Origin of the sequence: Halomonas sp. PR-M31 (assembly GCF_001039575.1) — a bacterium.
GTDB lineage: Bacteria > Pseudomonadota > Gammaproteobacteria > Pseudomonadales > Halomonadaceae > Modicisalibacter.
Genome location: NZ_JIBT01000078.1, coordinates 1 through 24894, shown reverse-complemented (window position 1 = coordinate 24894; position 24894 = coordinate 1). Strand labels below are relative to the sequence as shown.

Below are 24894 nucleotides of genomic sequence, written 5' to 3'. Positions count from 1 at the left end.
CGACTCACCACATTGGTGGTGGACAAGACCGGCACCCTGACGGAAGGCAAACCCCAGGTCACGGATGCGGAAATTCTGGAAGGCGAAAAGCGGGACGTACTGGGCCTGGTGGCAGCACTCGAACAGGGTTCCGAGCATCCTTTGGCAACGGCTCTGATGGAACACGCGCAGTCTCAGGGCGCAACTACTGCCTCCGTCGAGGCCTTCGAGAGCGTCACCGGCCGGGGTGTCACCGCCAAAACGCAAGAGGGAAATAGCCTGCGCCTGGGTAATGCCAAGCTATTGAGCGAGGCGGGCATCGATATGACGTCCGACGTTGAGGTGGCGCGGCGTCTTGAGGATCAGGCACGCACGGTCATCTATCTGGCCAAGGATGAGCATCTAACAGCGATCTTCGGCGTCAGCGACCCGCTGCGTTCCGATACCGTGGCGGCAGTCAAGCGCCTGCAGGAAGATGGCCTCAAGATCGTCATGCTCACCGGGGACAACCCCCATACCGCCGCCGCCATCGCCCGGGAAGTCGGCATCGACGACTACCGGGCGGAATTGATGCCGGAAGACAAGCACGCGGAAATCGAACGCCGTCAGAGCAATGGCGAAGTGGTCGGCATGGTCGGCGACGGCATCAACGATGCACCGGCCCTGGCGCGAGCCGATGTGGGCTTCGCCATCGGCCAGGGCACGGACGTTGCCATCGAGAGCGCCGGTATCACGCTGATGCGCGGCTCCTTACACGGCATTGCCGATGCCATCGAATTGAGTCGGGCCACGATAAAGAACATCAAGCAGAATCTATGGGGCGCCTTCGGCTACAACGCCCTGTGTATACCCATTGCCGCCGGTCTTCTGTACCCCTTCACCGGGGCCTTGCTCTCGCCGATGATTGCCGGGGCAGCCATGTCGCTTTCATCAGTGACAGTGGTCAGCAACGCCAATCGGCTACGGCTATTCAAGACCTCCGCTCAGGAAAAAGGCGCGGCGCGGGAACCTCACAGCAAACTTCACGGGAGGTAACGTCATGAGCTGGCTCGTCAATCTGGGTGGCCTGGTAGTGATTGCGCTGATCGTCTGGTGGTTCTGGGGAGACCAGCTGGGCATGCGCAAATAGGCGCGGCCAAATCCAATCGACCGTACAAGCCCACTAAAATCTTTGAACCCTGCGCTGAAATCAGCGATCGCTGGTCTTCAGGCGCAACCGGTTTTTCTCCGCGTCCTGCTCCGCTGTTTTTTCCGCCATTTTCTTCCACCAGACGAGATCGGTGATTACCCGATTACGGCCTTCGTTCTTGGCCCGATACAGGCATCGATCCGCCGCCTTGATCAAGCTATCTGCGTCATGAGCAAAATCCGCTTCCATCACTCCGGCACTGAACGTACAGGAAAAGGACTCGCCGTTGGCCTCAAAGCTGAGCCTGCTGAAGTCCTCGCGCAACCCGTCGATGATCTTGACGGTTTGCGCTCCGGTCGTATCATGCAACACAACCAGAAATTCCTCGCCCCCATAGCGACCGATCAAATCCGTTTCTCGCAAACGATGGCGCAAGAGATCCGCTAGTGCCCGAATCACCTCGTCTCCGACCAGATGGCCGTGGGTATCGTTGACCCGCTTGAAGAAGTCGATATCCAGCATGACCCCGCACAGCGGAAGCTGTCGCCGCCTGGCCTGAGCCAAGGAGGCTGCCAGCCGCTCCTTGATATCCGCGTGCTTGAGCAGTCCTGTCAACCCATCTCGAGCCAGGGCCCCGGCCAGGGCTCTGGAGCGCCGGGCACAGGCGGCCATCGAGGCAATCAAGACGTTCGAGGCGATCGGCTTGACCAGGAAATCATCCCCGGCCTTGGTCATTGCCGAAAGCTGGGCGTCCACATCGCCACCGGCAGATAGATAGACGATCGACACCTGCAGCCAGCGCGGGTGATAACGTACCATTTGGGCAAGCTCAGGCCCCTTGCACTGCGGCATTTGCACATCCAGTACTAGAATATCCGGCACGAAGGACTCCATGGCGCTCAGCACATCCTCGGGACGCGAAAGCGTCGTGACCGAGAATCCTGCGCTCTCGAGTACCGATCGATAGTGACTAAGCAGAGTCTCGTCGTCATCCACCATCATGATGCGCAGGGAAGCGAGCCGGTCCGGACGCAGGCGATTGTCCAGTGCCTCGACGAGTCGCATCTTGTCTCGAGGCAGCGTAAAGAAGCCTTCCACCCCGGCACGCACGGCACGAAGCTGAAGGTCAAAGTCAGATGAGACGTCCGTCAGAAACAGGGGGATGGACGTGCCCATGCGCTGTTGGACCGCTTCGCCGATCGCCACCCCGTCATTGCCCGATGCGTCTTGACGCACCAATTGCAAAGGCAGTACCAGAGCACTAGGGCAGTGTCGTTCGCAGGCCTGTTCCAAGAGCTCCCGCTTGGCAAAGTGCTGAATCCGGTAGTCCAACCCCGTGAGCACCTGACAAAGCTGCTCTGCTAGCGCTTTGTCTTCTTCAAAAATATAAACGGTCAACTGATCCGATGTTTGGCCTGCACGGGTTTTTGACTCGGGAATCGGAACCACGTCGTGTACGCTTTCAGCAGGCAGCTCGGCCTGCATCGGGACCGGTAGCGTCTGCAACCCTTGAGCCACCGCGTCGAATAACGCCGCATCATTCGACGCCAAGGCCGCGTCCAATTTGCGCTCCAGCATTCCACAGGCCGTGCCCGCGTCCGCAAAGCCGAAGGTGCCCGCCGCCCCGGCCAGACGATGAAGCCGCAAGCGTATGTCTGCCCAGGCGACACTATTCTTGTCGCAATGAGCGTTCTGTCGCAGCGACTCGATCTCGCCTTTCAGCCATAGGCCGTACTCCTGGCGTAGCTGCAGCAGTCGCTGGTTATTTTCCTGCTTCATGAAAGTCTCTCCAGATCGTCTCGAGCCGTGCAGCCAGCTCGAGCGGGTCGAAGGGTTTGACGATGACGGCGCTCGCGTTCAGGTCGAAATAAAGCTGATGGTCCGCCCCGGCGGTCTTGGCGGTCATGAACACCACCGGTCTCTTGGTTACATCCAGCACCTTGGACAGCTCGATCAATGTCGTTGGCCCATCCATGTCCGGCATCATGACGTCCAGAAGCAGCAGGTCGGGATCATAGGCCGGCGCCTGTTCGATGGCTTGCTCGCCATTCGAGCAGCTCAGCACCGAGAGCCCGCCAAGGGCTTCCAGAGCCACTCGGGTAATGGCGATGATTGATTCATCGTCTTCCACATGCAGCACTCGTTGAAACGTTGCTGCCATGGGAGCTGCCAAATCCTGCGTTGAGGATGATTGCGCATTGGGCACAGCGGTATCAGCGGTACTATTTGCCATGCTTAGTTTCTCTCGTCTTGATTGCTCATCGCTTGAGCAGCTGGGTCATTCGTAACCACTGGCAACAACAGCCAGAACGTGGTGCCCTGATCGATCACCGATCGAAAGCCGATCGATCCATTCATTTGCTCGATAAACTGTTTGGAAATAGCCAACCCCAACCCTGTGCCGCCTTGATGGCGGGTATCGTCTGCCTTGGCCTGGGCAAAATGCTGGAAAACCTTGGGATGGAACTCGCTGGGGATACCAGGGCCCTGATCGATGACATCGATCCACACATGATCATTTTCGACCCGATAGCACACTTGGACGAGACCGCCACGAGGCGAGAACTTGATGGCGTTGGACAGCAGGTTGGACATCACCTGACCGAAACGCAGGCTATCGATCTCGATGCAGGCTTGCCTTTCGCCGACCAGTTCGAGCCGAACGCCATATTGCGCCGCATAGCCAAGATTGATGGCAACAGCCTCTTCCAGAAGCGGATGCAGCTCGTGCCTGCGCATGTCGAAGATCATCTTGTCGGCATCGAGCTTTTCCCAGTCCAGCAGATCGTTGACCAGCTGCCCCAGGCGCTCGGCATTGCGCTGAGCAAGGGTAAGCATCTCGATCATGGCCGGCGGCGCTACGCCTACTGCACCCGCATTGATCAGATCCAGCGCCCCCTTGATGGAGGTCAATGGCGTACGCAGCTCATGACTGACGACGGCCACGAACTCTCGCTTCAACTGCTCGAGCTTACGCTGCTCGGTGATATCTTGAATCTGGGCCACGAAGTACTGAGGCTTGCCGGCGGAATCGCTCACCAGCACGACCGACAAAAACCCCCATAGGATGTCGCCTGCTTTCGTTATATAGCGCTTTTCCAACTGATAGTGCGTGATAGCGCCGCTGATCAGCTTTTGCAGCGCATCCAGGTCCTGAACCAGATCGTCCGGATGGGTCAGCGTCTGGAAAGTGGTGATCAGCAGCTCGTCTCGAGCGTAGTTCAGCATGTCGCAGAGCGCGCCGTTGACCTCGAGAAACTCGCCCTGAAGGGATACCAAGGCCATGCCCTGTTGAGTATTTTCGAAGGCGCCGCGAAACTGGGATTCGCTGATCTGCAGCGCTTCTTCCATGGACTGTAGCTGGCTGCGATCGATGGCGACCCCCAGGTAGCCGGTGACGTTGCCGACAACGTCATGAATCGCGCTGACCACTAAACGCACCTGACAGTGACTTCCATCGCGGCAAACATAGGTCCAATCGCGGCTCTCGTTGAACCCCCGACTCGGATTGGCGGTTAACGCCGCAAAGCCTTTGATGGGTTCGCCGAACGTTCGCGAGAGTTCGGCGGCGCGCTGATCGATTTCGTCCTCATGGTGAAAGTCCAGCGCTGTGAAACGGCCAACGACTTCCTCGGCAAAATAGTCCAATAGCCCTTCGGCACCGGAGTTGAACAGCGTGATTGTCCCCTCGAGATCCGTTGCAATGATGGCGACTTCCGTCGAGGCATCGATCACCGCCTGTAAATGGGTGCGAACCTCGGCGCTCTCCTGCTCGGCCTGTTTGCGGGCAGTAATATCCATATGGGTGCCGGCCATGGCCAGCGGCTTGCCGTTGACGTCCCATTCGACCAGGCGTCCCCGGTCGTGCACCCACACCCACTCTCCATTCTTGTGCTTCATGCGGTATTGAATGTCATAGGCGGGTAGCTCACCGCTGAGATGCCGCCTGCACATGAGCATGGACATAGCGAGATCTTCCGGATGGGCAAGGGAGATCCAGGTCTCGACCGTGGTGGGTTCAAGCTCTTCCAGGGAGTAGCCCACGATCTCCGCCCAGCGGTCGTTGAAGCAGGTGACCCCGGTCTGTACGTTCCACTCCCAGGTACCCGCCTGGGTGCCCTGCAGAATCAGCTCTAACCGCCGACGCGCTTCAAGCAGTGTCCGCTCTACCTTACGTTTTTCGGTGATGTCGTGCATGGCCACGACCGCACCGGCTCTTACTCCCTTCGGGGAGTGGAAGACCTGCCCGTTGCAGAGTACATGGCGTGGCGCTTGATCGATCGTCTTGATGCAGATTTCCTGATTGCGCACCCATTCACCGTTCCAGGCGCGCTTGAGCGGGATTCGCTCTTCTGCCAGCGGAGTTTCGCCATCCGCTTCGTATAAGTTGAACTGACCGGTCCACTCATCGGGCATGGAATAGGAAGGATCGCTGGTATGCCAGGCTCTGGCCTGCCGGTTGAACAGACTTAGCTCACCGCCGGTATTGCTGGCGACCACGCCCTCGGGCAATGCCTCGAGTAGACTATTAAGCATTGCGTGGTTCGCCTGAGCGATGCGTTTCTCGGCGTGGGTTTCGAGCAGCTTCGTCGCAAGGCTCGCCAGCTCTTTCAGCGCTTGACGCTGCCTGTCATCGAGTCGTCTTGGTGTGTGGTCAATGACGCATAGTGTGCCGAGTCGACAGCCATTGGCGACTGTCAGCGGCGCACCGGCATAAAAACGAATATGCGGCTCACCCAGGACGAGAGGATTATCCCTGAAGCGTGAGTCGCAGTGGGCATCTGCCACTTCCATGAGACTATCGCCCTCGATGGTATGGGCACAAAAGGCCTGATCTCGGGGCGTTTCTCGCACCTTGAGCCCCACCTGACTCTTGAACCATTGGCGCTTTCCATCTACCAGGGAAATCAGCGCAATAGGCACCCCGCAGATCAGCGCTGCCAGACGCGTGATTGCATCGAAGCTCTCTTCAGCCTCGGTATCGAGAATGCCGTATTCGTGAAGGGTTGCCAGCCGCTCGGATTCGCCTTCCGTGTCGTCAACCATTTGTTCGAGCACCTGCGTCATGCAGGATCTCCTACACATAAGCCTTATTAATCAGACTTATCGGTCGAGCGGCATAAAAGCTGAAGTGTTTGTTACAAGACTTTCATTCGGGAAAGATGACGATGCGGGAGCAAGGATATCAATGGTGCGTTTAGACAGGCTCGGCGTGCTCGACCATCAGCTGCAACGACTCCCGCCCTTTCCAGCGATTGCGGGACAGCTTGTAGGCGCAGCGCACTTGCGAGCCCAGACCGATGTTTGGCGCTTCGCCAGGGGATAGCGCGCGAAACCAGATTGCCCGGGTACTGACTCCGCCATTTGAAAGCTCCAGCATCAAATGGGTACCATCGGCCCCCACGACTCTCAGGTTCTCGACGAGAAATTCCCCTTCGAACAGCGGCGCGTCGAACTCCCGGCCATAGGGCGCCAGGCCTTCAAGCTCATCTAGCGTACCCAGCGATAGCTGCTGGGCCTGTAGCTCGCCGTCGGTAAAGATACAGGGATAAAGCTCTCGATCGCCAAGCTGCTCATTCACCGCCTGACGCAGCGCATCTCGAAAAGTGTCAAACGCTTCTTTTGGCACGCCGATGCCCGCCGCACCACGATGCCCGCCGAAACGCGGCAGCGCCTGAGGGGCCAACTCATGAGCGCGCTGCAGGGCGTCACGCAGATGCAAACCCTCAATGGAGCGGCCAGAGCCGGTCAACATGCCAGGTTGAGATGCCGGGGTCAGCACGAAGGCGGGACGGCCGAAGGCCTGCACTAGCCGCGAGGCAACGATGCCCTGTACGCCGGCATGGCCGTCCTCGAGAAACACCACCAGCACTTGCTCCTCTCGGGCCAGGTCATCCATGACCAGGGCGCGAGCGGTGTCGGCCATGTCCAGCTCGATCGCTTTGCGGGACTGATTATCCTGATCGAGTACCTCGAGATGTGTCCGAGCGCTGGTTTCGTCCGCGGCAAGCATGAAGTGCAGCGCGGCATAGGGATCGTCGAGCCTTGAACGCGCATTGATGCGCGGCCCCATCTGGAACGCTAGGGTTTCCGCATCGAAGGGCACGCTGTCGGCCCCCAGCCGCTCCGCCATGGCCCTCCAGCAAGCGGCCTCCATACGATTGATCAGCGTAAGCCCCTGGGTAACCACGGCACGGTTGATGGCGCTACCTCCCAGGGAGACACAATCCGCCACGGTGCCAAGCGCCACATAGGAGAGCCAGGGCGAAAGCTTCGGTATCGAGGTTGACAGCACGCCGAGTTCGATCAGCACGGCCCGGGCCAGGGACATGACCAGCCAAGCCACCATGCAGCCGGCGATGGTGGCATCCGGGAAGCCGCAGTCGCTGCGAGTCGGGTTGACCGTGGCATAGGCGGAGGGCGGCGGTCCTTCGAGTGGCAAGGCATGGTGATCGGTAACGATGACGTCGATGCCCACCTCTCGCAGACGCGCAATGCGCGGCTCGTCCGAGGAGCCGCAATCCGCGGTGATTACCAGGCTGGGACGTGGCGACAGCGTCAGGGTGCGCTCTACCAGGGGCAGGCTGATGCCGTAACCATCGTTGATGCGATGCCCGATCAGACTGTGCAGCTTGTGGGAAGGCACGCCAAACAACTCGTTGAGGGTGCGCAGAATCACCACATGAGAGGTGATGCCGTCCACATCGTAATCCGTGAGGATGCCGATATGCTCCCCCTCGGTGACCGCCCGGGCGATGCGCTCGGCGCTGCGGCGAGCATCCGCCAGTTTCTCGGGGTGCGCAAGATTGCGCAAACTGGGTGAGACGAGCGGTGCAAGCTCACCGGCATAGCCGTTCAGCCGTCCGGCCAAGATACGCGCCTGCAGCTCGGAAAGACCTGACTCCAAAGCGCGCTGATAGAGCGCTTCGTCCCGGGGGCGCGGCTGGATGCGGCGGCGTACCTCCTCGCTCAAGGCGCGTTCGACGTCGCCGAGGGTCACCTGTCCTCCTGACGCCGATGCTCGACAACGAATCTCTGCACAGCATCCAATTCTGCCGGCAGCACGCTATAGCGCTCTTCGCGTTCGAGCAGGTCATCCATGTGGGCCGGCAGCGGCACGCCGGAAAAGCCCGCCTTGACCACCGCCTCGGCAAACTTGGCCGGATGGGCCGTCGCCAGGGTCACCATGGGAATCGTCCTATCACCATGGCATACCTTGGCGGCGCGATAACCGGTAGCGGTATGGGGGTCGAGCAACTCCTTGGTGCGATGATGCGCCTCCCGAATTGCCTCGAGAATGGTGGCATCGTCGACGCTATGGCTGGTAAATCGCTCTCGCAGCCTGCCTAACGGCGCCTCGGCCAAGGCAGTCGGCTCCTGTTGAAAGCATTCGAGCAGCTCACGCACCGCATCACCGTCCTGGTCGTAGGCGTCGAACAGCAACCGCTCGAAGTTCGACGACACGACGATGTCCATGGAAGGTGCCAGGGTCGCCTCGAGATCCCGCTTGGAAAAATCGTTGTCGGCCAATGTCCGGTGCAGAATGTCGTTAGCGTTGGTGGCGATGACGAACTGCCTGACCGGCAGGCCCATCTTGTAGGCCATGTAGCCGGCAAAGACGTTGCCGAAATTGGCCGAAGGCACGCAAAAGCTCACCTCGCGCTGGGGAGCGCCAAGGGCCACACCGGCGGCAACGTAGTAGACGATCTGGGCCATGATGCGCGCCCAGTTGATGGAATTGACTGCCACCAGCTGAGTGCCATTCAAGAACGTTTGATCCGCGAAACTGGCTTTGACCATGGCCTGGGCGTCGTCAAAGTTGCCTTCGATGGCGATATTGAAGACGTTATCTGCCAGCACCGAGGTCATCTGGCGCCGCTGCACCTCGGAGACCCGATTGTGCGGGTGAAGAATGAAGATATCCAGATTGTCGCAGTGACGACAACCTTCGATGGCCGCGGAGCCGGTATCCCCCGAGGTGGCACCCATGATCACCGCCCGCTCGCCGCTTTTTTTCAGGAAATGATCCAGAATTCGCCCGAGCAGCTGCAGGGCGACATCCTTGAAGGCAAGGGTCGGACCATGAAACAGCTCAAGCAAGAAATGGTTGCTATCGAGCTGATTGAGAGGCACCACCGCGTCGTGACTGAAGGTGGCATAGGCGTCACGTACGATCTCGCGGAAGGTATCGTCGTCGATCTCGCCATTGACGAAAGGTTTCATCACCCGAAAGGCGATCTCGGAATAGGAAAGCCCGGCCATGGCGGACAGCTCGTCCCGAGAAAACTGGGGCACGGTTTCCGGCACGTAGAGACCGCCGTCACTGGCCATGCCGGTAAGCACTACCTCTTCGAAACACAGTGCCGGCGCCTGCCCGCGAGTGCTGATATAGCGCATGACTTATTCCTGTTCGTCCAGGGACTCGACTCGAATCCGGGTCACCGAGCCCGCCACGTCCACCAGCGACTCGAGCTGGCGAATCGCCTCGTTCATGTTTTTTTCCTGAGTGCGATGAGTGAGCAGAATGATCGGCACCAGCTCGCCCTCGGTGGCCTCTTTCTGGATGATCGCCTCTATGGAGATGCCTTGCTCAGCGAGAATCGTCGCCACCCGGGCCAGTACGCCAGGGCGATCCACTGCCAGCAGGCGTAGATAGTAGGCGGTGACGATATCCTCCATCGGCAGGATCGGCAGCCCGTCGTCGCCTTCGAGAATGCCACCGAAGGCCAGATAGGGAACGCGATCATGATGGGCAGTATTAGTGTTCCGAGCTACATCGAGCAAATCCGCGACGACTGCGGAAGCGGTGGGCTCCGCGCCGGCACCGGCCCCGTAATAAAGTGTCGGCCCTACCGCGTCTCCCATGATCGCGATGGCGTTCTTGACGCCATGCACGCTCGCCAGTAGACGCTGTTTGGGGATCAAAGTGGGGTGCACCCGCAGCTCTAGCCCCCTGTCGGTGCGCTTGGAGATGCCCAGATGCTTGATGATATAGCCAAGATTGTCCGCCTGCTCGACGTCGTCGGCGGTAATTCGGGCGATGCCCTCGGTGTAGGCCTTGTCGAACTGAAGCGGCACACCGTAAGCGATGGAGGCGAGGATGGTGAGCTTGTGGGCCGCGTCGATGCCTTCCACATCGAAGGTGGGGTCGGATTCGGCATAGCCCAGGGCCTGGGCCTCGGCGAGCACATCCTCAAATGCGCGACCTTCGTCCCGCATGTGAGTCAGGATATAGTTGCCGGTGCCATTGATGATGCCGGCAAGCCATTGAATGCGGTTGGCACCCAGGCCTTCACGCAGGGACTTGATGACCGGAATGCCTCCGGCCACGGCGGCCTCGAACGCAACGATCACCCCTTTTTCGTGGGCCGCTTGAAATATCTCGTTGCCGTAGACCGCAATCAGCGCCTTATTGGCAGTGACCACGTGCTTGCCGTGCTCGATGGCGGTCAACACCAGCTCCCGAGCCACATCGTAGCCGCCAATCAGCTCGACCAGGACCTCGACATCAGGGTTGCGGGCAACCTCGAAGATGTCATCGGTGACGTTGACCCCGGTGGTGTCACAGTCGGGGTTTGCACGCCGGGCAGCCACCTGCTCAACGACAATCGGACGCCCCGTCCGGCGAACGATGTCCTCGGCATTGCGCGTTAGCACGTTGAAGGTACCGCCGCCGACCGTACCTAGCCCACAGATCCCCACTCTTACCGGTTTCAACGTCGTACTCCTTTATTTTATCTGTCTTACACTGTTTTTTTAAATGGCTTGCGTGTATGCCTCGCCTCCATCATGGCTCGATCTAGCCTTCGATATTCAGCATTTTCGCCAGCCTATCGGCGGGAACGTAGCCGGGGATCATGCGTCCATCTGGCATCACGATGGCAGGCGTTCCCTGTACGCCCAGTTCCCGCCCCAGATGATACTGGTCGGCAACCAGATTGTCGCAGTCTGCATCGACATTCAGGGTTTCGCCGCGCTTGATGGCGCTCATCGCTTCACTAGGATTGGATGCACACCATACTTGAGACATCAGACGCGCGCCTTCTGACTTCAAACCGCTACGTGGAAAGGCCAGATACTCGACCGCGATGCCCATGTCGTTCAAACGCGGCACCTCCTCATGAAGCTTACGGCAATAGGGACAGGTCACATCGGTAAATACCGCCAGAGTGGCCTTGGGTGGCTTTTCACCACGGAAGATCACCTTGTCTTTCTGAGGGATCTTGGCCAGCCGCTTGATACGATTCCGGTCTTGTGCTTGCTGAGTCAGGTTGACCAGACCCTGCTCGTCATTGACGAACAGATCACCAACGACAAAATGCTTGCCTTCACTATCGCTGTATAACGTTTCGCCGCTTTCCAAACGCACTTCGAGAATACCTTCCATGGGCGTTTGCTTGACGGACGTTACCGGCACCGTCTCACCGTTGATCTTCAAGCCTTGCTGCAATGTCTGAGTATCCGTCTCGGCCAGCGCCATATTCATGCCAGCAACCACCAGCAGTGCGCTCACCAATGTCTTGCATAATCGTCTCATTACTCAACCTCTGGGATGGTGTTCGGCATGCAGCGCTTCCAGGCGCGCTTGAGCCACGTGAGTATAAATCTGTGTCGTCGACAGGTCACTGTGGCCAAGCAGCAGCTGAACGACCCGTAGATTGGCGCCATGATTGAGCAGATGGGTGGCGAAAGCATGGCGCAGGGTATGCGGCGACAACGGCTTATCGATAGCCGCTGTCTGGGCGTAGTGCTTGATTCGATACCAGAAGGTCTGGCGCGTCATGAAACCATCGTGACGTCCAGGAAACAAAGGCAAACGGCGAACATCCTTCATCAGCTCGCTGCGCCCACTGCGCAGATAGCGCTCTATCCAGAGCTGGGCCTCTTCGCCCAGGGGTACCAGCCGCTCCTTGTCGCCCTTGCCCAGCACTCGTACCACGCCCTGACGCAGATTGACACTGTCCAGACGCAAGCTGATCAATTCCGTGACTCGCAGGCCGCAGCCGTACAGCACTTCCAACATGGTGCGATCGCGAAGCCCCAGCGGGGTATCAGTATCCGGCGCAGTCAGCAGACGCTCCACTTCCTCCTCATCAAGAGTATCAGGAAGCGACGCTATGAATCGAGGCAGGCGCACCTCGTTGAGCGGATCGTCATCGATCGTGCCTTGCGCCAGCAGCCAGCGATAGAAACCACGCAGCGTTGACAGCAATCGCGCATTGCTGCGCAGCTTGTAGCCCTCTGCTCGTCGAACACTCAGCCAATCCGGCAGTGCATCGCTACCCGGCGTGAGCAGCTGACGTTCTTGCGCAGACAAACGATGCTGCCAGGCCTCGAGATCATGACGATAGCTTGCAAGCGTGTGCTCGCTGGCGCCCCGCTCCAGCCAGAGAGCATCCAGAAAGGCATCGATCAGATCGTTATCGCGTTGCGACTTGTTCATGAAGTGACTGATAAATCCTGCCTAGAGACAGCGAAACCCCGCACCGCAGAATGCGGTAGCGGGGTTTCCTGTCATCGGAGAACCGGGCGACTTAGCCCAGCTTTTCCTTGATGCGTGCAGACTTGCCGCTGCGCTCGCGAAGATAATACAGCTTGGCTTGACGCACATCACCGCGACGCTTCACGTCGATGGCGGCCACCACGGGGCTGTAAGTCTGGAAGGTACGCTCGACGCCTACACCATGAGAAATCTTGCGCACGGTGAAAGCGGAGTTCAACCCCCGGCTGCGCTTGCCGATAACCACGCCTTCAAAGGCCTGAAGACGTTCACGACTGCCCTCGACAACCTTGACTTGAACGACCACGGTGTCGCCCGGGGAAAAGGTCGGGATGGTCTTTTCCATCTGCTCGGCCTCGAGCGCCTGGATCACCTTGTTCTTGCCACTCATGTTACGACTCCTTGACTAATTGGGGCCAGGCGGTTCTTTCACTGCTCGCCTGGCACGTGATCCCGGCGCCCAGTGGCGCGGGAACGACAATATGGGTGACGCGCCGCGAACTCATCACGCCGGATCAATATTGCTCCGGCCCTGGTCGCTGCGCCCCTCCGCCTGATCGGCGTATTCCTCGATGAACTCATCCAGCAAGCGTCGCTGTTCAGCGCTCAACGTTTGGCTCTTCAATAACTCAGGACGCCTGAGCCAGGTGCGCCCCAAGGACTGCTTCAGACGCCAGCGCTTGATGGCGCCATGATTGCCGCTCAGCAAAACCTCTGGCACCCGTCGTCCATCGATCACTTCCGGACGGGTATAGTGCGGGCAATCCAGCAACCCATTGACGAATGAGTCCTCGGCAGCGGAGGCCTCATGCCCCAGTACGCCGGGAACCAGCCTTGCGGCCGCATCGATCAGCACCATGGCAGGCAGCTCGCCACCGCTAAGCACGTAGTCACCGATCGACCACTCTTCATCGATCTCACTTTCGACGACACGCTCATCGATGCCTTCATAACGCCCGGCGACCACCACCAGGGGCCCATCAGACGCGAGTTGCTTCACGCCGGCTTGATCCAACGGACGCCCTTGGGGCGACAAATAAATCACTTTAGGCGATATACCGAAGCGTTGTTTTCCTTCAGCCCGAGCCGCATGAATCGCCGAACACAGGGTATCGACCTTCATCAACATGCCGGGGCCACCCCCATAGGGGCGATCATCCACCGTGCGATGACGATCCGTGGCAAAGTCCCGCGGGTTCCAGAAATCCAGCGTCAGCAGCTCTTGCTCGACTGCCCGTCCAGTAACGCCGTGATTGGTCAGGGCATCGAACATCTCTGGAAACAAGGTAACGACACCAATCCACACGGCAGACCCTTAAAAGTCAGGATCCCAATTCACCGTCATTCGACCGGCGGCCAGATCCGTCTCATGGACAACGTCATCAGGCAGAAAGGGCAACAGCCTTTCCTTATCGTCGATGCTGTCGGCGTCACCTTTCACGACCAGCACGTCGTTGGCACCAGTCTCGAAAAGATAGTCCACGCGACCAAGATCGATCCCCTCAAGGGTGACTACCCGCAAGCCTTCCAGCTGATACCAGTAATAATCGCCGGGGGCGAGTTCTGGCAGTGTTTGCTTGGGCAACAATACCTGCGCCCCTGCCAGGGATTCCGCCTGCTCCTTGGAATCAATCCCGTCCAGGTTGGCAACCAACCCCTTGCCTTGCCGACGCCCCTGAATCAGCCGTCTAATCGTTCTTTGCCCTCGATGTTCAAGCACCCATTCGGCATAGTCGAGGATGCCTTCCATCGGGCTGGTGTAGGAATACACCTTGAACCACCCTTTCACACCATAAGGGCTGGTCAGCTTACCCAGCACCACATGGTCAGTTGAAACGACGCCTTGGGGCTTGATCGCTGCGTCATCCGACATGGCGATAATTCTCTTAGGCCGTGGCCTGAGCTGCACTCTGCTGCTTGCGTGCTTCCTTGAGCAACTCGGCAACACGCTCGGATGTTTGAGCACCCAGGTTTTGCCAATGGCTGACGCGATCCAGATCGACCCGTAGACGCTCTTCCTGACCGCGAGCAACCGGATTGAAAAAACCGACGCGCTCGATAAAACGACCATCACGAGACTTGCGTGAATCGCTTACGGTCAGATGATAGAAGGGACGCTTCTTGGCGCCACCCCGTGCCAAACGAATGGTAACCATTGCGTTATCAGTCCTTCGGTTGATTTCGATGTTTTAGACATAACGGATTCATGACTGCAAAGGCAGTCGCAAGCTGCGAGAAGCCACAGCTTGCCATGAAGACGCGACATTCTACGCAAGACCGCCTGCGTTGGGAACCTTTTTCCTGCCAGCGATCTTGCAATCAGCGCCGTGGGAAACCGCCGCCGCCCATACCGCCTGGGCCTCCCATGCCACCGGGGCCGCCCATGCCACCGGGTCCTCCGCCCATGCCAGGCGGCAACATGCCGGACATACCCCGCATCATCTTCTGCATGCCGCCCTTCTTGCCGACCTTTTTCATCATTTTTTGCATCTGCTTGTGCTGCTTGAGCAGACGATTGAGATCCGGCACCTGCAGTCCGGCACCGGCAGCGATTCGACGCTTGCGCGAGCCGTTGATGATATCCGGCTTGCGGCGCTCCTTAGGGGTCATCGAATTGATCAGGGACTCGAGCTTGCCGAACTCTTTCTCAGCGCCGGCGCTCTGGGCTGCTTCGGCCATCTGCCCCATACCCGGCAGCTTGGCCATCATGCCGCCCATACCCCCCATCTTCTTGAGCTGCTGAAGCTGATCGCGAAAATCCTCGAGATCGAAGCCTTCGCCCTTCTTGAACTTCTTGGCAAGTTTTTCCGCTTTGCCTTTGTCGACGGTGCGCTCGGCTTCTTCGATCAACGACAGCACATCGCCCATACCGAGAATGCGCGACGCTACGCGATCCGGGTGGAAAGGTTCCAGAGCATCGACCTTCTCCCCCATGCCCATGAACTTGATCGGCTTGCCGGTGATATGACGCACTGACAGGGCCGCACCGCCCCGGGCATCGCCGTCCGCCTTGGTCAGAATCACACCGCTCAGAGGCAGTGCCTCGTGGAAGGCCTTGGCGGTATTGGCGGCATCCTGCCCCGTCATCGCATCCACGACAAACAAGGTTTCCTGAGGCGCGAGCGTTTTATGCAGCGCCTGGATCTCGTCCATCATGTCGCCATCGATATGCAGTCGACCTGCTGTATCGACGATCACCACATCATGAAATTGAATCTTGGCGTGCTTGAGCGCTGCCTCGGCAATGGCCACCGGGCGCTGATCGCTGCGAGATGGGAAGAAGTCAACGGCCACTTCCTTGGCCAGAGTTTCGAGCTGATCGATGGCTGCTGGACGATAAACGTCCGTTGACACCACCAGCACTTTCTTTTTTTCGCGTTCGCGTAAAAAACGTGCCAGCTTGGCGACGGAGGTGGTCTTGCCCGCCCCCTGCAGACCTGCCATCAGAATGACTGACGGCGTGCCTTTGAGGATTAGCCCTTCATTCGCCTCGCCCATGATCGATTCCAGCTCCTGCTGAACGATCTTGACGAACTGTTGACCCGGCGACAGGCTGCGAGAGACCTCTTGCCCGACGGCGCGCTCACGCACTCGCTCGATAAAAGCCTTGACCACAGGCAGCGCCACGTCCGCTTCAAGCAGCGCACGACGCACTTCCCGCAGGGTATCCTTGATATTGTCTTCGGTCAGCTTGGCTTGACCGGTCACCGATTTGAGCGTGCGCGACAGACGCTCTGACAGATTTTCAAACATGAGGTTCTCCGGCGTTGAATGCCAAGATGCGCTGAATCTAATTTTTCAGACGCCTCATTCCTGGGTAGGAGCACAGGACTGATAGGCACAATTATACGTACTCATGCCCTCGGTCTCCATCCATGCTTGACCGTCACTCTACATCCTGACGTCGAATCACTGGGCGCTAACCCAGCGATTCTGTATAGTTGCGCTACGCAATTCTTTTTATCAGCTTACTTTTCAGTCGAGGATATCAGAGCCTAACAATGCAGGCGCTTCCCTTCGCACTACTCGCCATCGTCTTCTATCTCGGCGCCGGCTCCTGGCAGGGGCTGACATTGTTGCGGCGGGTGCCGCAGCGCCCAGCACTGGTGCGCAGTATCGGTCTATTGGCGATTGCCTGTCATGGCGTTGTTGTAGCGCTCAGCTTGAGCGACGCCGACATGCTTGATCTGGGCCTTTCCACCAGCGCCTCATTGATAAGCTGGCTGATTGCCGTGCTGCTATTGGCGGTCAGCGTCATTAAACCTGTACTCAGTGCCGCTGCAGCACTATTCCCACTGGCAGCGCTTAGCATCTTGCTGATGATTGGCCTGCCGGCCACCAATCAGCAGGCCAACGCTTCTCCTGGCATTCTGCTGCATATACTGACCTCGGTATTGGCGTTTTCATTGTTCACCATTGCGGCGGTACTGGCCCTTTTACTGGCACGCCAGAATCAGGCACTGCGCCGCCATCGTACCCGAGGCATCGTGCAGGTACTGCCACCTCTGGCCACCATGGAACGGCTTCTCTTCGAGTTTATTTGGGCCGGTATGCTGCTGCTCACCGCCTCGCTCATTAGCGGCATGGTTTTCATCGATAACATGTTCGCCCAGCACCTGGTGCACAAAACGGTACTTTCCTTTGCTGCCTGGATTATTTTTGCACTGCTCCTGATAGGGCATTACATGCTAGGTTGGCGGGGCATTCGTGCGGCCCGCTGGACGCTTGGAGGCTGTGCGCTTCTACTGTTGGCCTACTTCGGCAGCAAGTTTGCCCTTCATATTGTGTTCGATGCTGCCTAGCGCAATGCTTGATAAAACCATGCCTTGACAGCCTGGGCGCTGATTCCCTACAAACAAGCCTGATACGCGATTTAGGACTTTCAAACCTTGAGCGACGACATCCCCTTGGGACTGCTGTTCGGACTACTCTTTTTACTCATCTGCCTGTCAGCTTATTTCTCCAGCTCAGAGACTGGCATGATGTCGATCAATCGCTATCGCCTGAGTCATCAGGCTAAAAGCGGTGAGAAGGCTGCAAAGCGTGTGCTGCGGCTGCTCAGTCGCCCGGACCGTCTTATTGGCGTTATTCTGATTGGCAACAACTTCGTCAACAACCTGGCCGCTTCCATCGCCACCATCATCGCCATTCACTTCTTCGGTGAAGTATCCGGCCCTGCGGTGGCTACCTTGATACTCACTATCGTGGTGTTGATCTTCGCGGAAGTCACACCCAAGACCTATGCCGCAATCAAACCCGAGCGGATCGCTTACCCCAGCTCTCTTGCTCTTGAGCCGCTTCTCAAGGTTCTTTACCCATTGGTATGGCTGGTCAATGCCATCTCCAATGGATTGCTGCGCCTGCTGGGGGTACGCAACATTCAAGGCGGCGCGGACAATCTGACCCGGGATGAGCTGCGTACCGTGGTTCACGAGGCGGGGGCCATGATTCCTAGGCGCCACCAGGCAATGCTGCTGTCGATCCTCGATCTCGAAAACGTCACCGTCAACGACATCATGGTGCCGCGCCACGAGGTATCCGGCATTGATCTCGATGATGACCTAGAGCACATTCTGGCTCAAATTCGTTCAAGTCAGCACACCCGGGTACCGGTCTACAAGGGTGATATCAACAACATCATCGGCATCCTGCATTTGCGCAATGCCGCCCGTTTTCTATCAAAACCCGAAGTCACCAAGGCGGCCATCGTTCAAGAGGCGCGTGAACCCTACTTCATCCCGGAATCCACGCCATTGCACACCCAGCTGCTCAACTTTCAGCAGCACAAGCGGCGTATTGGCATCGTCGTAGATGAGTACGGAGACGTGGAGGGCCTGGTAACCCTGGAAGATATTCTCGAGGAGATCGTCGGGGAATTCACAACCGATGTGGCCGGCATGCACCAGGACTTTTATCTTCAGGACGATGGCAGCTATGTGATCGAGGGCACGGCAAACATACGAGAGATCAACAAGGCGCTGGGCTGGCAGCTACCTACCAACGGCCCCAAGACCCTTAATGGGTTGATCCTCGAGCACCTGGAGTCTTTTCCCGATGCCCCAGCCTGTCTGCAGCTGGGCACGACCCGTATGGAAATCCTGCAAGTCAAGGACAACCTGATCACGTCCGCCCGCTGTTGGCAGCACGTGCGCCGCGCACGCGCCTAGCCTAGCCATCGACTCGAGAATGGTTCTGCCCCGGGCGCCTTCGCAGCTGCTCTTCGGCAACGCCTTTTAGTTCACGTACCCTCGACTCGAGAATGACACTGCTTGCCTGTTCCGCAGGCACCGGCGCGCCGAACACCAGTGCCACCCGAGCACGAAAACGGCGCGGAGGCTTGCCCAGGGCAGGCCCGCCATAATTGGAGGTCCAGGATCCCCATAGGCCGGCCAAGGCTGCAGGGACTACCGGCACCGAATCCCGGGACAGGATGATATCGATACCGCGCCGAAAACGATTGATGTCGCCATTCTTGGTCAGTCGACCCTCCGGAAACAGCATGACCACCTCCCCATTGCGCAAGGCCATGCTCACCTTATCCAGGGCTCTTCGGACTCCGCCGGGATCACGCCGATCCGAATCGACCGGGATGGCTCCGGCGATGCGAAAGAACCAGTTCAGCCAGGGTGATTCATAAATCGGCCGATCCATCAGAAAGCGCATGGGTCTGGGACAAGCACCGCCCATGATCAGGGCGTCCATGAAGCTGACATGATTACATACCACCAGGGCGGCTCCTTGAGCAGGGAGGTAGGCTCGTCCGGAAAAACGCAGCCGATACAGCACATGCATCAGGGCAAAAATGATCAATCGCAGCACCGCCCGAGGGTTGAGTGCCAGAATGGCGGCGCCTGCCACCAAGGCAATGACCGCCAGGGCGGCAAAGAAGACATGCAGGGATAGGTCGAACACACTTAGCAGAACAATGCCGAACAGTGCCGCAAGGATCATGAAGAAAGAGTTGAGCAGGTTGTTGGCCGCGATCATGCGCGCGCGATGATCATCGCGGCTTTCAAGCTGCACCAGGGTGTACAAGGGTACGATGTAGAGCCCCCCACCGGCTCCGATCAGCGCCAGGTCCAGCATCATGCGCCAGAAGCCGAACATCGCGGTAAGCTCACCCAATCCCAGCTGCTCACCGACGATTGCCGGCTGCAGCGCCAGGTCGAACCCCGCAACGCCGATCAACAGCGCTCCCAGCGGCACCAGCCCCACCTCCAGGCGTCCTGCAGACAGGCGGGCGCATAGTAGAGCCCCACCTCCGACGCCTAGGGCAAAGGCTGCCAACAGCGCGCTGACCGCTGTCTCGCCCCCGTGCACGATGTCCCGCACCCAGGCGGGAAGCTGCGTAAGATAGCTTGCGCCCAGAAACCAGAACAAACTGATGCCGATCAGGCCGCGAAACAGACGAGGATGACGCCAGCTATCCCGCAGAATTTGCACGCTGGCCGTGATAGGGCGCCAACTCACTCGCCCCGGCGCGCTCGATGGCGCAAGCGGCACCTTCAAACAGACCAGGTAGCCCGCTAGAGCAATACCCACTAGCGTGGCGGCAATGCTCCCGCGCGCCAAGGCACCGTCGAGAGAGGCAAGCAATCCGGCCAGCAAGGTGCCGAACAGGATCGCGAGAAAGGTGCCCAGGTTGACCCAGGCATTGCCCCGAACCAGCTCCGTCGTCGCCAGGTGCTGGGGCAGGATGGCATACTTTACCGGACCGAAAAGCGCCGACTGGGTCCCCATCATGAACAGCAGCGCCAACAACAATGCGAACTGCTCGAACCATACCGCCAGTGCCGCCACGGTCATGGTGGCAAGCTCGAGTAGCTTGAGACGTCGTATGAGGTGCTGCTTGTCATGACGATCCGCTAGGGAACCGCCCCAAGCGGAGAACAGTAGGAACGGCAGGATGAACAGACCCGCCGCCAGATTGTTGAGCAGTCCAGTATCCCAGCCATAACGGGGCACCGCCACGAAGGTCAGCAGCAGCAGTAGAACGTTCTTGAACAGGTTGTCATTGAATGCGCCCAGGGCCTGCGTCCAGAAAAAGGGAGCAAACCGGCGCTGGGTAAGAAGCGATCCACTCACGGCTCGCTCTGTTCGCACCTGAGACCATCGAGAATGGTGGTCAACAATTGATCGAGCAGCTCCCCTACTTCAAGGGGCTGACCTTGCCAGTAGCCAAGACGCTCGTTGAGCCCCAGCTGCACCAGCCCATGCACGCTGCCCCACAAGGTACGCGCCATACGCCGGGCAGCCAGATCATCGAGCTTGGGCTGATGCTCTTTCAGGGTGGCTTCGACCCGGGTGAACAACCCTTCGATCATGGTGTTCTGGCGTTGATCCAGCTCTCCTTCCTGGGCCAGCGGAAAGTCGAAGAGAAGCTGCCAACGATAAGGATCCTTTTGCGCAAATTGCCAATAGGCGGTTGCCAGCGCATTGAGCTGGGCCTTGGCGGTGTCACCGTTCATCTCCTCCACGGCCGCCCGCAGGCGAGCCAGCGTCTCGATGTTGACGTACTGCAGGAGATTGTTGAAGCTGCCGTAAAGCTTGAGTAGCGTACTGGGAGCACACCCAATCTCGCGCGCAAGTGCGCGCAAGGACAGCGAGCGTACCGGGTTTTCCAGCAACCACGCATCGCATGCTGCCATGACTTGGGCATGCAAAGCCTCGGGTGCATGCTGTCTTGGACGTGCCATGAATACCTCATATTGCGACTCGTGCGCCGGAGGAAGGAGAAAGCGATTCGGCGATGGTCGAACAGTGTTTTCGACAAGCATATCCACCTCACGCTCAAACGCAAGTCCTGTTGCATCTCTAACAAGGATGAGACAGTAACGCGATACTCATTCTCGTATGCGGATCATCAGGAGTTCTCTTCAATGGCCGGACGCCTGCACGTTGCTTCTTTGCCACTGGACGGCCTATTGCCGCGCCTGGTCATCGACCAACCTTTGCGCACCTGTCCCAATCTGGCACCCCGCCACCCCTTGTCGATCATTCGCCTGGAGCAGGGACGGCCCAGGCTGACCGGCGCTTTCTGGGGATTGACACCGCCCTGGCTCAAGGTGCTTGATCATGCCCCTCACTGTGCTCGCGCGGAATCGCTGCAGGAGCGCGCCATGTTTCGCGATGCCTTTTCGGCACGCCGCTGCCTGATTCCCGTCAGCGGCGCCTATGTATGGAAAGCGCAGCCACGCATGAAGCAGCCCTTCCTGGTCATTCGGGTCGATCGGGGTCCGCTACTGCTGGCAGCACTCTGGGTGCGTTATCACACGACCCTGACCGCCTTCACCGATTCCACCGCGCTGATCACGGTGCCCAGCAACCTACTGCTGGCACCGCTGACGGATCGTCTTCCCGCCGTCATCGACCCGGCTTGCGCCGAGGCCTGGCTCGATCCCGAAACGCCCCTCGACCGCGTCCACATGAATTTGTCACCGGCATCCTTGGAACTGTTGGGCGCTTTTCCGGTATCAAGACGAGTGAATGATCCTTCTTGTCAGGATTGGGCCTGTGGTCACCCGACGGGTAACATGGTCCGCTGGCACAACGAACAGGAGATATGATGCACAATCTGCAGTCCCGCCGGCCTATTGGCCTTTGTCTGCTATGGCTCGGCATCACACTGACTGGCTATACGGGCCTGACTAGTGCCGACGACTCGAATACGGTTGCCGCAAATGCCGATACCCCTATTACAAGCCCTAACGATCAGCGTGATTATCGCACCTTGACCTTGGACAATGGCCTCGAGGTGCTGCTGATCAGCGACCCTGACGCAGACAAGGCCGCCGCGGCGATGAATGTTTCCGTGGGCAGCGACCAGAATCCCGAGAGCATTCCCGGACTGGCACACTTTCTAGAGCACATGCTGTTTCTGGGCACCGAGCGTTATCCCGAAGCGGACAGCTATCAGCAGTTCATCAGCCGGCATGGGGGCAACCACAACGCCTTTACCGCGGACCAGGACACCAATTATTTTTTCGACATAGAACCCAAGGCATTGCCAGAGGCCCTCGATCGTTTCAGCCAGTTCTTCATCGCGCCTTTGTTCAACGACGCCTACGTCGAGCGTGAGCGCAATGCGGTGCATTCTGAGTATCAGGCGCGGCTGCGTGACGATGGCCGACGCCTCTACGAAGCCATGGACCAGGCTCTCAACCAGGAACACCCTGCTACCCGTTTTTCCGTGGGCAGTCTCAAGACCCTGACGGATGGCGAAGAGCCCTTGCGCCAGCAGCTAATCGATTTCTACGAAGATTATTACGGCGCCAACGTCATGCATCTTTCGATCGTCGCGCCTCAGCCGCTGGATAAACTGGAATCCTGGGTGCGTGAACGATTCGATGCGATTCCCGATCGCGACTTGTCACGTCCGACGATTCCCGAGCATCTCTTGACCGCTGAAAATCTACCAGCACGCATGGAAGTCAAGAGCCTGGAAAACAGTCGCCAGGTGCATTTTCTGTTTCCAACGGATGATCCCGTCACTGACTATCGTAACAAATCCCTAGAGTATCTGGGCAGTCTGCTCGGTCACGAAGGGGAAGGCAGCCTTCTCGCCGCGCTGCGCAAGGAAGGCTGGGCGGATGGTCTTTCTGCCGGCAGCATGCGCGGCGATGGCGATGATGCCCTGTTTGCGGTGAGCATCAGCCTGACCCCGGAAGGTGCAAAGCATCTTCCGCGCATTCAGTCCAGCCTGTTCGCGATGATCGAGCATGTTCGTGAAAACGGACTCGAGAAATGGCGCTACGACGAACAGGCCCAGCTCAACGAGCAGGAGTTTCGTTTTCAGCAGCGCGGCGAACCGATTCATCTTGCCAGTCGTATGGCGATGAACATGGCCTACTATCCGCTGGAGGATGTCCAGTACGGCAACTACCGCATGGATGGCTTCGAAAAGAACTACGTGCAGGAGCTACTCTCCAAGCTGACGCCGAATCAGCTGCTGCGGATCTACAGCGCACCGGACGTTGACGCCCAGAAAACCACTCAGTGGTTCGATGCCCCTTACCGGCTCACCGCAGTGGATCGCTGGCCCGAGGCTGCGCCACTGAAGGATCTTGCGCTGCCGGAGCGCAACCCCTACATTGCCGAGAACCTCGAGCTACTCGATCTTGAAACCGCCAAGCCCAGTGCCTTGATCGATCGGGACACTTATTCACTGTGGTATCGCCCGGACAGCGAGTTCGGCACCCCACGAGTCGAATGGCGTTTCAGCCTGCAAAATCCCAAGGCGGCGGACAGTGCGCATAGCGCAGCGCTTGCTCAACTATTGGCGGGCTGGCTCGACGACAGTCTCAATGAAGTGCTTTATCCGGCGCGCTTGGCGGGTCAGGATTTCTCCGCCTATGCCCACGGTCGCGGCATCACCCTCTCCCTGTCCGGTTGGCGCGATCGCCAGGAGCAGGTGTTGCGCCGGGTATTGGAACAGCTCAAGCAGGAAGATATCGACCAGGATACCTTTGCGCGCGTGAAACTTGGCTTAATGCGGGAATGGCGCAATGCGCCCCAGTCGCCGCTGTATCAGCAGATGCAGCGTACTCTGAGCAACGCCTTGATTCGTCCGCAATGGCCGGATGCCGCGCTGCTCGAGGCCATAGACTCTCTTGAGGTCGAGCAGCTGCGCGAATTTCGCCAGCAGTTCATTACACAGCTTCATATCGAGAGCATGGCGGTGGGCAATCTTTCCAAGGAGCTTGCCCGCCGGGAAGGGCTTCTGGTCGCCAACATGCTGTCACCGGAACTCGATGACAACGCCATACCGGAGCTGGCAACACTGAAAGTGCCTGCATCTCCCCCTACCTTGCATCCAGCCTCTACTCGTAACGACCAGGCGGTGCTGCGCTATCTGCAGGGGCCCGATGACTCTCTGGGCAGTCAGGCGACGCTAGCGGTCCTTGGACAGCTGATCGGCACGCCCTTCTACTCGCAGCTACGCACCCAGGAACAGCTGGGTTATGTCGTTCGTGCCGGCTATCAGCCTCTGCTGGACGCGCCGGGGTTGAACATGCTGGTCCAGTCTCCTAATGCCAAGGTGGAGCATATCCAGTCTCGCATCGACGCTTTCCTGACAGGATTTGATCAGCGCATCGATCAGCTAAGCGAAGAGGAACTTACGCCCTATCGTGATGCCGTGCGAGATCGACTGCTCGAACGCGATCCGTCACTTTCGAGTCTCACTAGCCGGCTATGGTATGAATTGGCATTCGATGATATCGATTTCGACCGGCGTGAACGCCTTGCCGAGCGCGTATCCACATTGGATGCGAAGACGGTGCGTCAA

At 58.6% G+C, this 24894-nt stretch carries 20 protein-coding genes; 5 read left to right on the top strand and 15 right to left on the bottom strand.

Features of this window, described 5'->3' with window-relative positions; translation table 11 throughout:
* Positions 1 to 1014: HAD-IC family P-type ATPase (locus tag CH74_RS17080; RefSeq protein ID WP_048308752.1), on the top strand; the 1014-nt coding region annotated here is incomplete at its 5' end.
* 154 nt (positions 1015 to 1168) lie between these two features.
* Here the strand turns inward: CH74_RS17080 and CH74_RS17075 are convergent.
* The 13 genes from CH74_RS17075 to ffh form a co-directional block, all read right to left on the bottom strand.
* Positions 1169 to 2887, bottom strand: coding sequence for a diguanylate cyclase (locus tag CH74_RS17075; protein ID WP_053070818.1), 1719 nt, complete (start codon positions 2885 to 2887; stop codon positions 1169 to 1171).
* Positions 2871 to 3269 (bottom strand): response regulator, encoded by a 399-nt coding sequence (locus CH74_RS17070; RefSeq protein WP_048308749.1) that lies wholly within the window; start codon positions 3267 to 3269, stop codon positions 2871 to 2873. The genes CH74_RS17075 and CH74_RS17070 overlap by 17 nt, the downstream gene beginning before the upstream one ends.
* 74 nt (positions 3270 to 3343) lie before the next feature.
* A complete protein-coding gene (locus CH74_RS17970) occupies positions 3344 to 6175 on the bottom strand; it encodes a PAS domain S-box protein (RefSeq protein WP_053070817.1) in 2832 nt (943 codons plus the stop codon).
* 130 nt (positions 6176 to 6305) lie between these two features.
* The gene (gene recJ / locus CH74_RS17060; RefSeq protein ID WP_048308748.1) at positions 6306 to 8108 is read right to left on the bottom strand and encodes a single-stranded-DNA-specific exonuclease RecJ; all 1803 of its coding nucleotides are present in this window, start codon (positions 8106 to 8108) and stop codon (positions 6306 to 6308) included.
* Entirely contained in the window at positions 8105 to 9505 is a 1401-nt protein-coding gene (thrC, locus tag CH74_RS17055; RefSeq protein WP_048308747.1) for a threonine synthase, read from the bottom strand. The genes recJ and thrC overlap by 4 nt, the downstream gene beginning before the upstream one ends.
* Before the next feature lie 3 nt (positions 9506 to 9508).
* Positions 9509 to 10825: a homoserine dehydrogenase gene (locus CH74_RS17050; RefSeq protein WP_048308746.1), complete on the bottom strand. Its 1317-nt coding sequence runs from the start codon at positions 10823 to 10825 to the stop codon at positions 9509 to 9511.
* Between the two features lie 82 nt (positions 10826 to 10907).
* Positions 10908 to 11645 (bottom strand): DsbC family protein, encoded by a 738-nt coding sequence (locus CH74_RS17045; protein WP_048308745.1) that lies wholly within the window; start codon positions 11643 to 11645, stop codon positions 10908 to 10910.
* Positions 11646 to 11648: 3 nt separating this feature from the next.
* Positions 11649 to 12551, bottom strand: coding sequence for a site-specific tyrosine recombinase XerD (gene xerD / locus CH74_RS17040; RefSeq protein WP_048308744.1), 903 nt, complete (start codon positions 12549 to 12551; stop codon positions 11649 to 11651).
* Positions 12552 to 12642: 91 nt separating this feature from the next.
* On the bottom strand, positions 12643 to 12999 hold the full coding sequence (rplS, locus tag CH74_RS17035; RefSeq protein ID WP_048308743.1) for a 50S ribosomal protein L19: 357 nt from the start codon (positions 12997 to 12999) through the stop codon (positions 12643 to 12645).
* A 114-nt stretch (positions 13000 to 13113) separates the two neighbouring features.
* Positions 13114 to 13914 (bottom strand): tRNA (guanosine(37)-N1)-methyltransferase TrmD, encoded by an 801-nt coding sequence (trmD, locus tag CH74_RS17030; protein WP_048308742.1) that lies wholly within the window; start codon positions 13912 to 13914, stop codon positions 13114 to 13116.
* Positions 13915 to 13923: 9 nt separating this feature from the next.
* Positions 13924 to 14481: a ribosome maturation factor RimM gene (gene rimM, locus CH74_RS17025; protein WP_048308741.1), complete on the bottom strand. Its 558-nt coding sequence runs from the start codon at positions 14479 to 14481 to the stop codon at positions 13924 to 13926.
* Between the two features lie 13 nt (positions 14482 to 14494).
* Positions 14495 to 14764, bottom strand: coding sequence for a 30S ribosomal protein S16 (gene rpsP, locus CH74_RS17020; RefSeq protein ID WP_048308740.1), 270 nt, complete (start codon positions 14762 to 14764; stop codon positions 14495 to 14497).
* A 163-nt stretch (positions 14765 to 14927) separates the two neighbouring features.
* Positions 14928 to 16361 carry a signal recognition particle protein gene (ffh, locus tag CH74_RS17015; RefSeq protein WP_048308739.1) on the bottom strand — a complete coding sequence of 478 codons (1434 nt, stop codon included), beginning with the start codon at positions 16359 to 16361 and terminating at the stop codon, positions 14928 to 14930.
* A 248-nt stretch (positions 16362 to 16609) separates the two neighbouring features.
* Between ffh and CH74_RS17010 the strand changes: the two genes are divergently transcribed.
* Together CH74_RS17010 and CH74_RS17005 are read left to right on the top strand one after the other, a co-directional pair.
* Positions 16610 to 17410, top strand: coding sequence for an inner membrane protein YpjD (locus tag CH74_RS17010; protein ID WP_048308738.1), 801 nt, complete (start codon positions 16610 to 16612; stop codon positions 17408 to 17410).
* Between the two features lie 87 nt (positions 17411 to 17497).
* Complete coding sequence (locus CH74_RS17005) at positions 17498 to 18775, top strand: HlyC/CorC family transporter (protein WP_048308737.1); 1278 nt, start codon at positions 17498 to 17500, stop codon at positions 18773 to 18775.
* Between the two features lies 1 nt (position 18776).
* Here CH74_RS17005 and CH74_RS17000 read toward each other — a convergent pair whose 3' ends face one another.
* Positions 18777 to 20693, bottom strand: a complete 1917-nt coding sequence (locus CH74_RS17000) for an MFS transporter (protein WP_053070816.1) — start codon at positions 20691 to 20693, stop codon at positions 18777 to 18779.
* Positions 20690 to 21304, bottom strand: coding sequence for a TetR/AcrR family transcriptional regulator (locus CH74_RS16995; protein ID WP_048308735.1), 615 nt, complete (start codon positions 21302 to 21304; stop codon positions 20690 to 20692). Before CH74_RS16995 ends, CH74_RS17000 begins: the two co-directional genes overlap by 4 nt.
* Positions 21305 to 21487: 183 nt before the next feature.
* Here CH74_RS16995 and CH74_RS16990 point away from each other — a divergent pair, with 183 nt between their 5' ends.
* Together CH74_RS16990 and CH74_RS16985 are read left to right on the top strand one after the other, a co-directional pair.
* A complete protein-coding gene (locus tag CH74_RS16990) occupies positions 21488 to 22174 on the top strand; it encodes an SOS response-associated peptidase (protein WP_048308734.1) in 687 nt (228 codons plus the stop codon).
* The coding region (locus CH74_RS16985) for an insulinase family protein (protein ID WP_048308733.1) at positions 22174 to 24894 on the top strand (2721 nt) is incomplete at its 3' end. The genes CH74_RS16990 and CH74_RS16985, both read left to right, overlap by 1 nt.

Bases quoted from the DNA above. Each gene is read 5' to 3' on its own strand.
- CH74_RS17010 (WP_048308738.1), top strand. From the start codon at position 16,610: ATGCAGGCGCTTCCCTTCGCACTACTCGCCATCGTCTTCTATCTCGGC.
- xerD (WP_048308744.1), bottom strand. From the start codon at position 12,551: ATGAACAAGTCGCAACGCGATAACGATCTGATCGATGCCTTTCTGGAT.
- CH74_RS17970 (WP_053070817.1), bottom strand. From the start codon at position 6,175: ATGACGCAGGTGCTCGAACAAATGGTTGACGACACGGAAGGCGAATCC.
- CH74_RS17070 (WP_048308749.1), bottom strand. From the start codon at position 3,269: ATGGCAGCAACGTTTCAACGAGTGCTGCATGTGGAAGACGATGAATCA.
- CH74_RS17045 (WP_048308745.1), bottom strand. From the start codon at position 11,645: ATGAGACGATTATGCAAGACATTGGTGAGCGCACTGCTGGTGGTTGCT.
- CH74_RS16990 (WP_048308734.1), top strand. From the start codon at position 21,488: ATGGCCGGACGCCTGCACGTTGCTTCTTTGCCACTGGACGGCCTATTG.
- CH74_RS16995 (WP_048308735.1), bottom strand. From the start codon at position 21,304: ATGGCACGTCCAAGACAGCATGCACCCGAGGCTTTGCATGCCCAAGTC.
- thrC (WP_048308747.1), bottom strand. From the start codon at position 9,505: ATGCGCTATATCAGCACTCGCGGGCAGGCGCCGGCACTGTGTTTCGAA.
- rpsP (WP_048308740.1), bottom strand. From the start codon at position 14,764: ATGGTTACCATTCGTTTGGCACGGGGTGGCGCCAAGAAGCGTCCCTTC.
- ffh (WP_048308739.1), bottom strand. From the start codon at position 16,361: ATGTTTGAAAATCTGTCAGAGCGTCTGTCGCGCACGCTCAAATCGGTG.
- rplS (WP_048308743.1), bottom strand. From the start codon at position 12,999: ATGAGTGGCAAGAACAAGGTGATCCAGGCGCTCGAGGCCGAGCAGATG.
- rimM (WP_048308741.1), bottom strand. From the start codon at position 14,481: ATGTCGGATGACGCAGCGATCAAGCCCCAAGGCGTCGTTTCAACTGAC.
- CH74_RS17075 (WP_053070818.1), bottom strand. From the start codon at position 2,887: ATGAAGCAGGAAAATAACCAGCGACTGCTGCAGCTACGCCAGGAGTAC.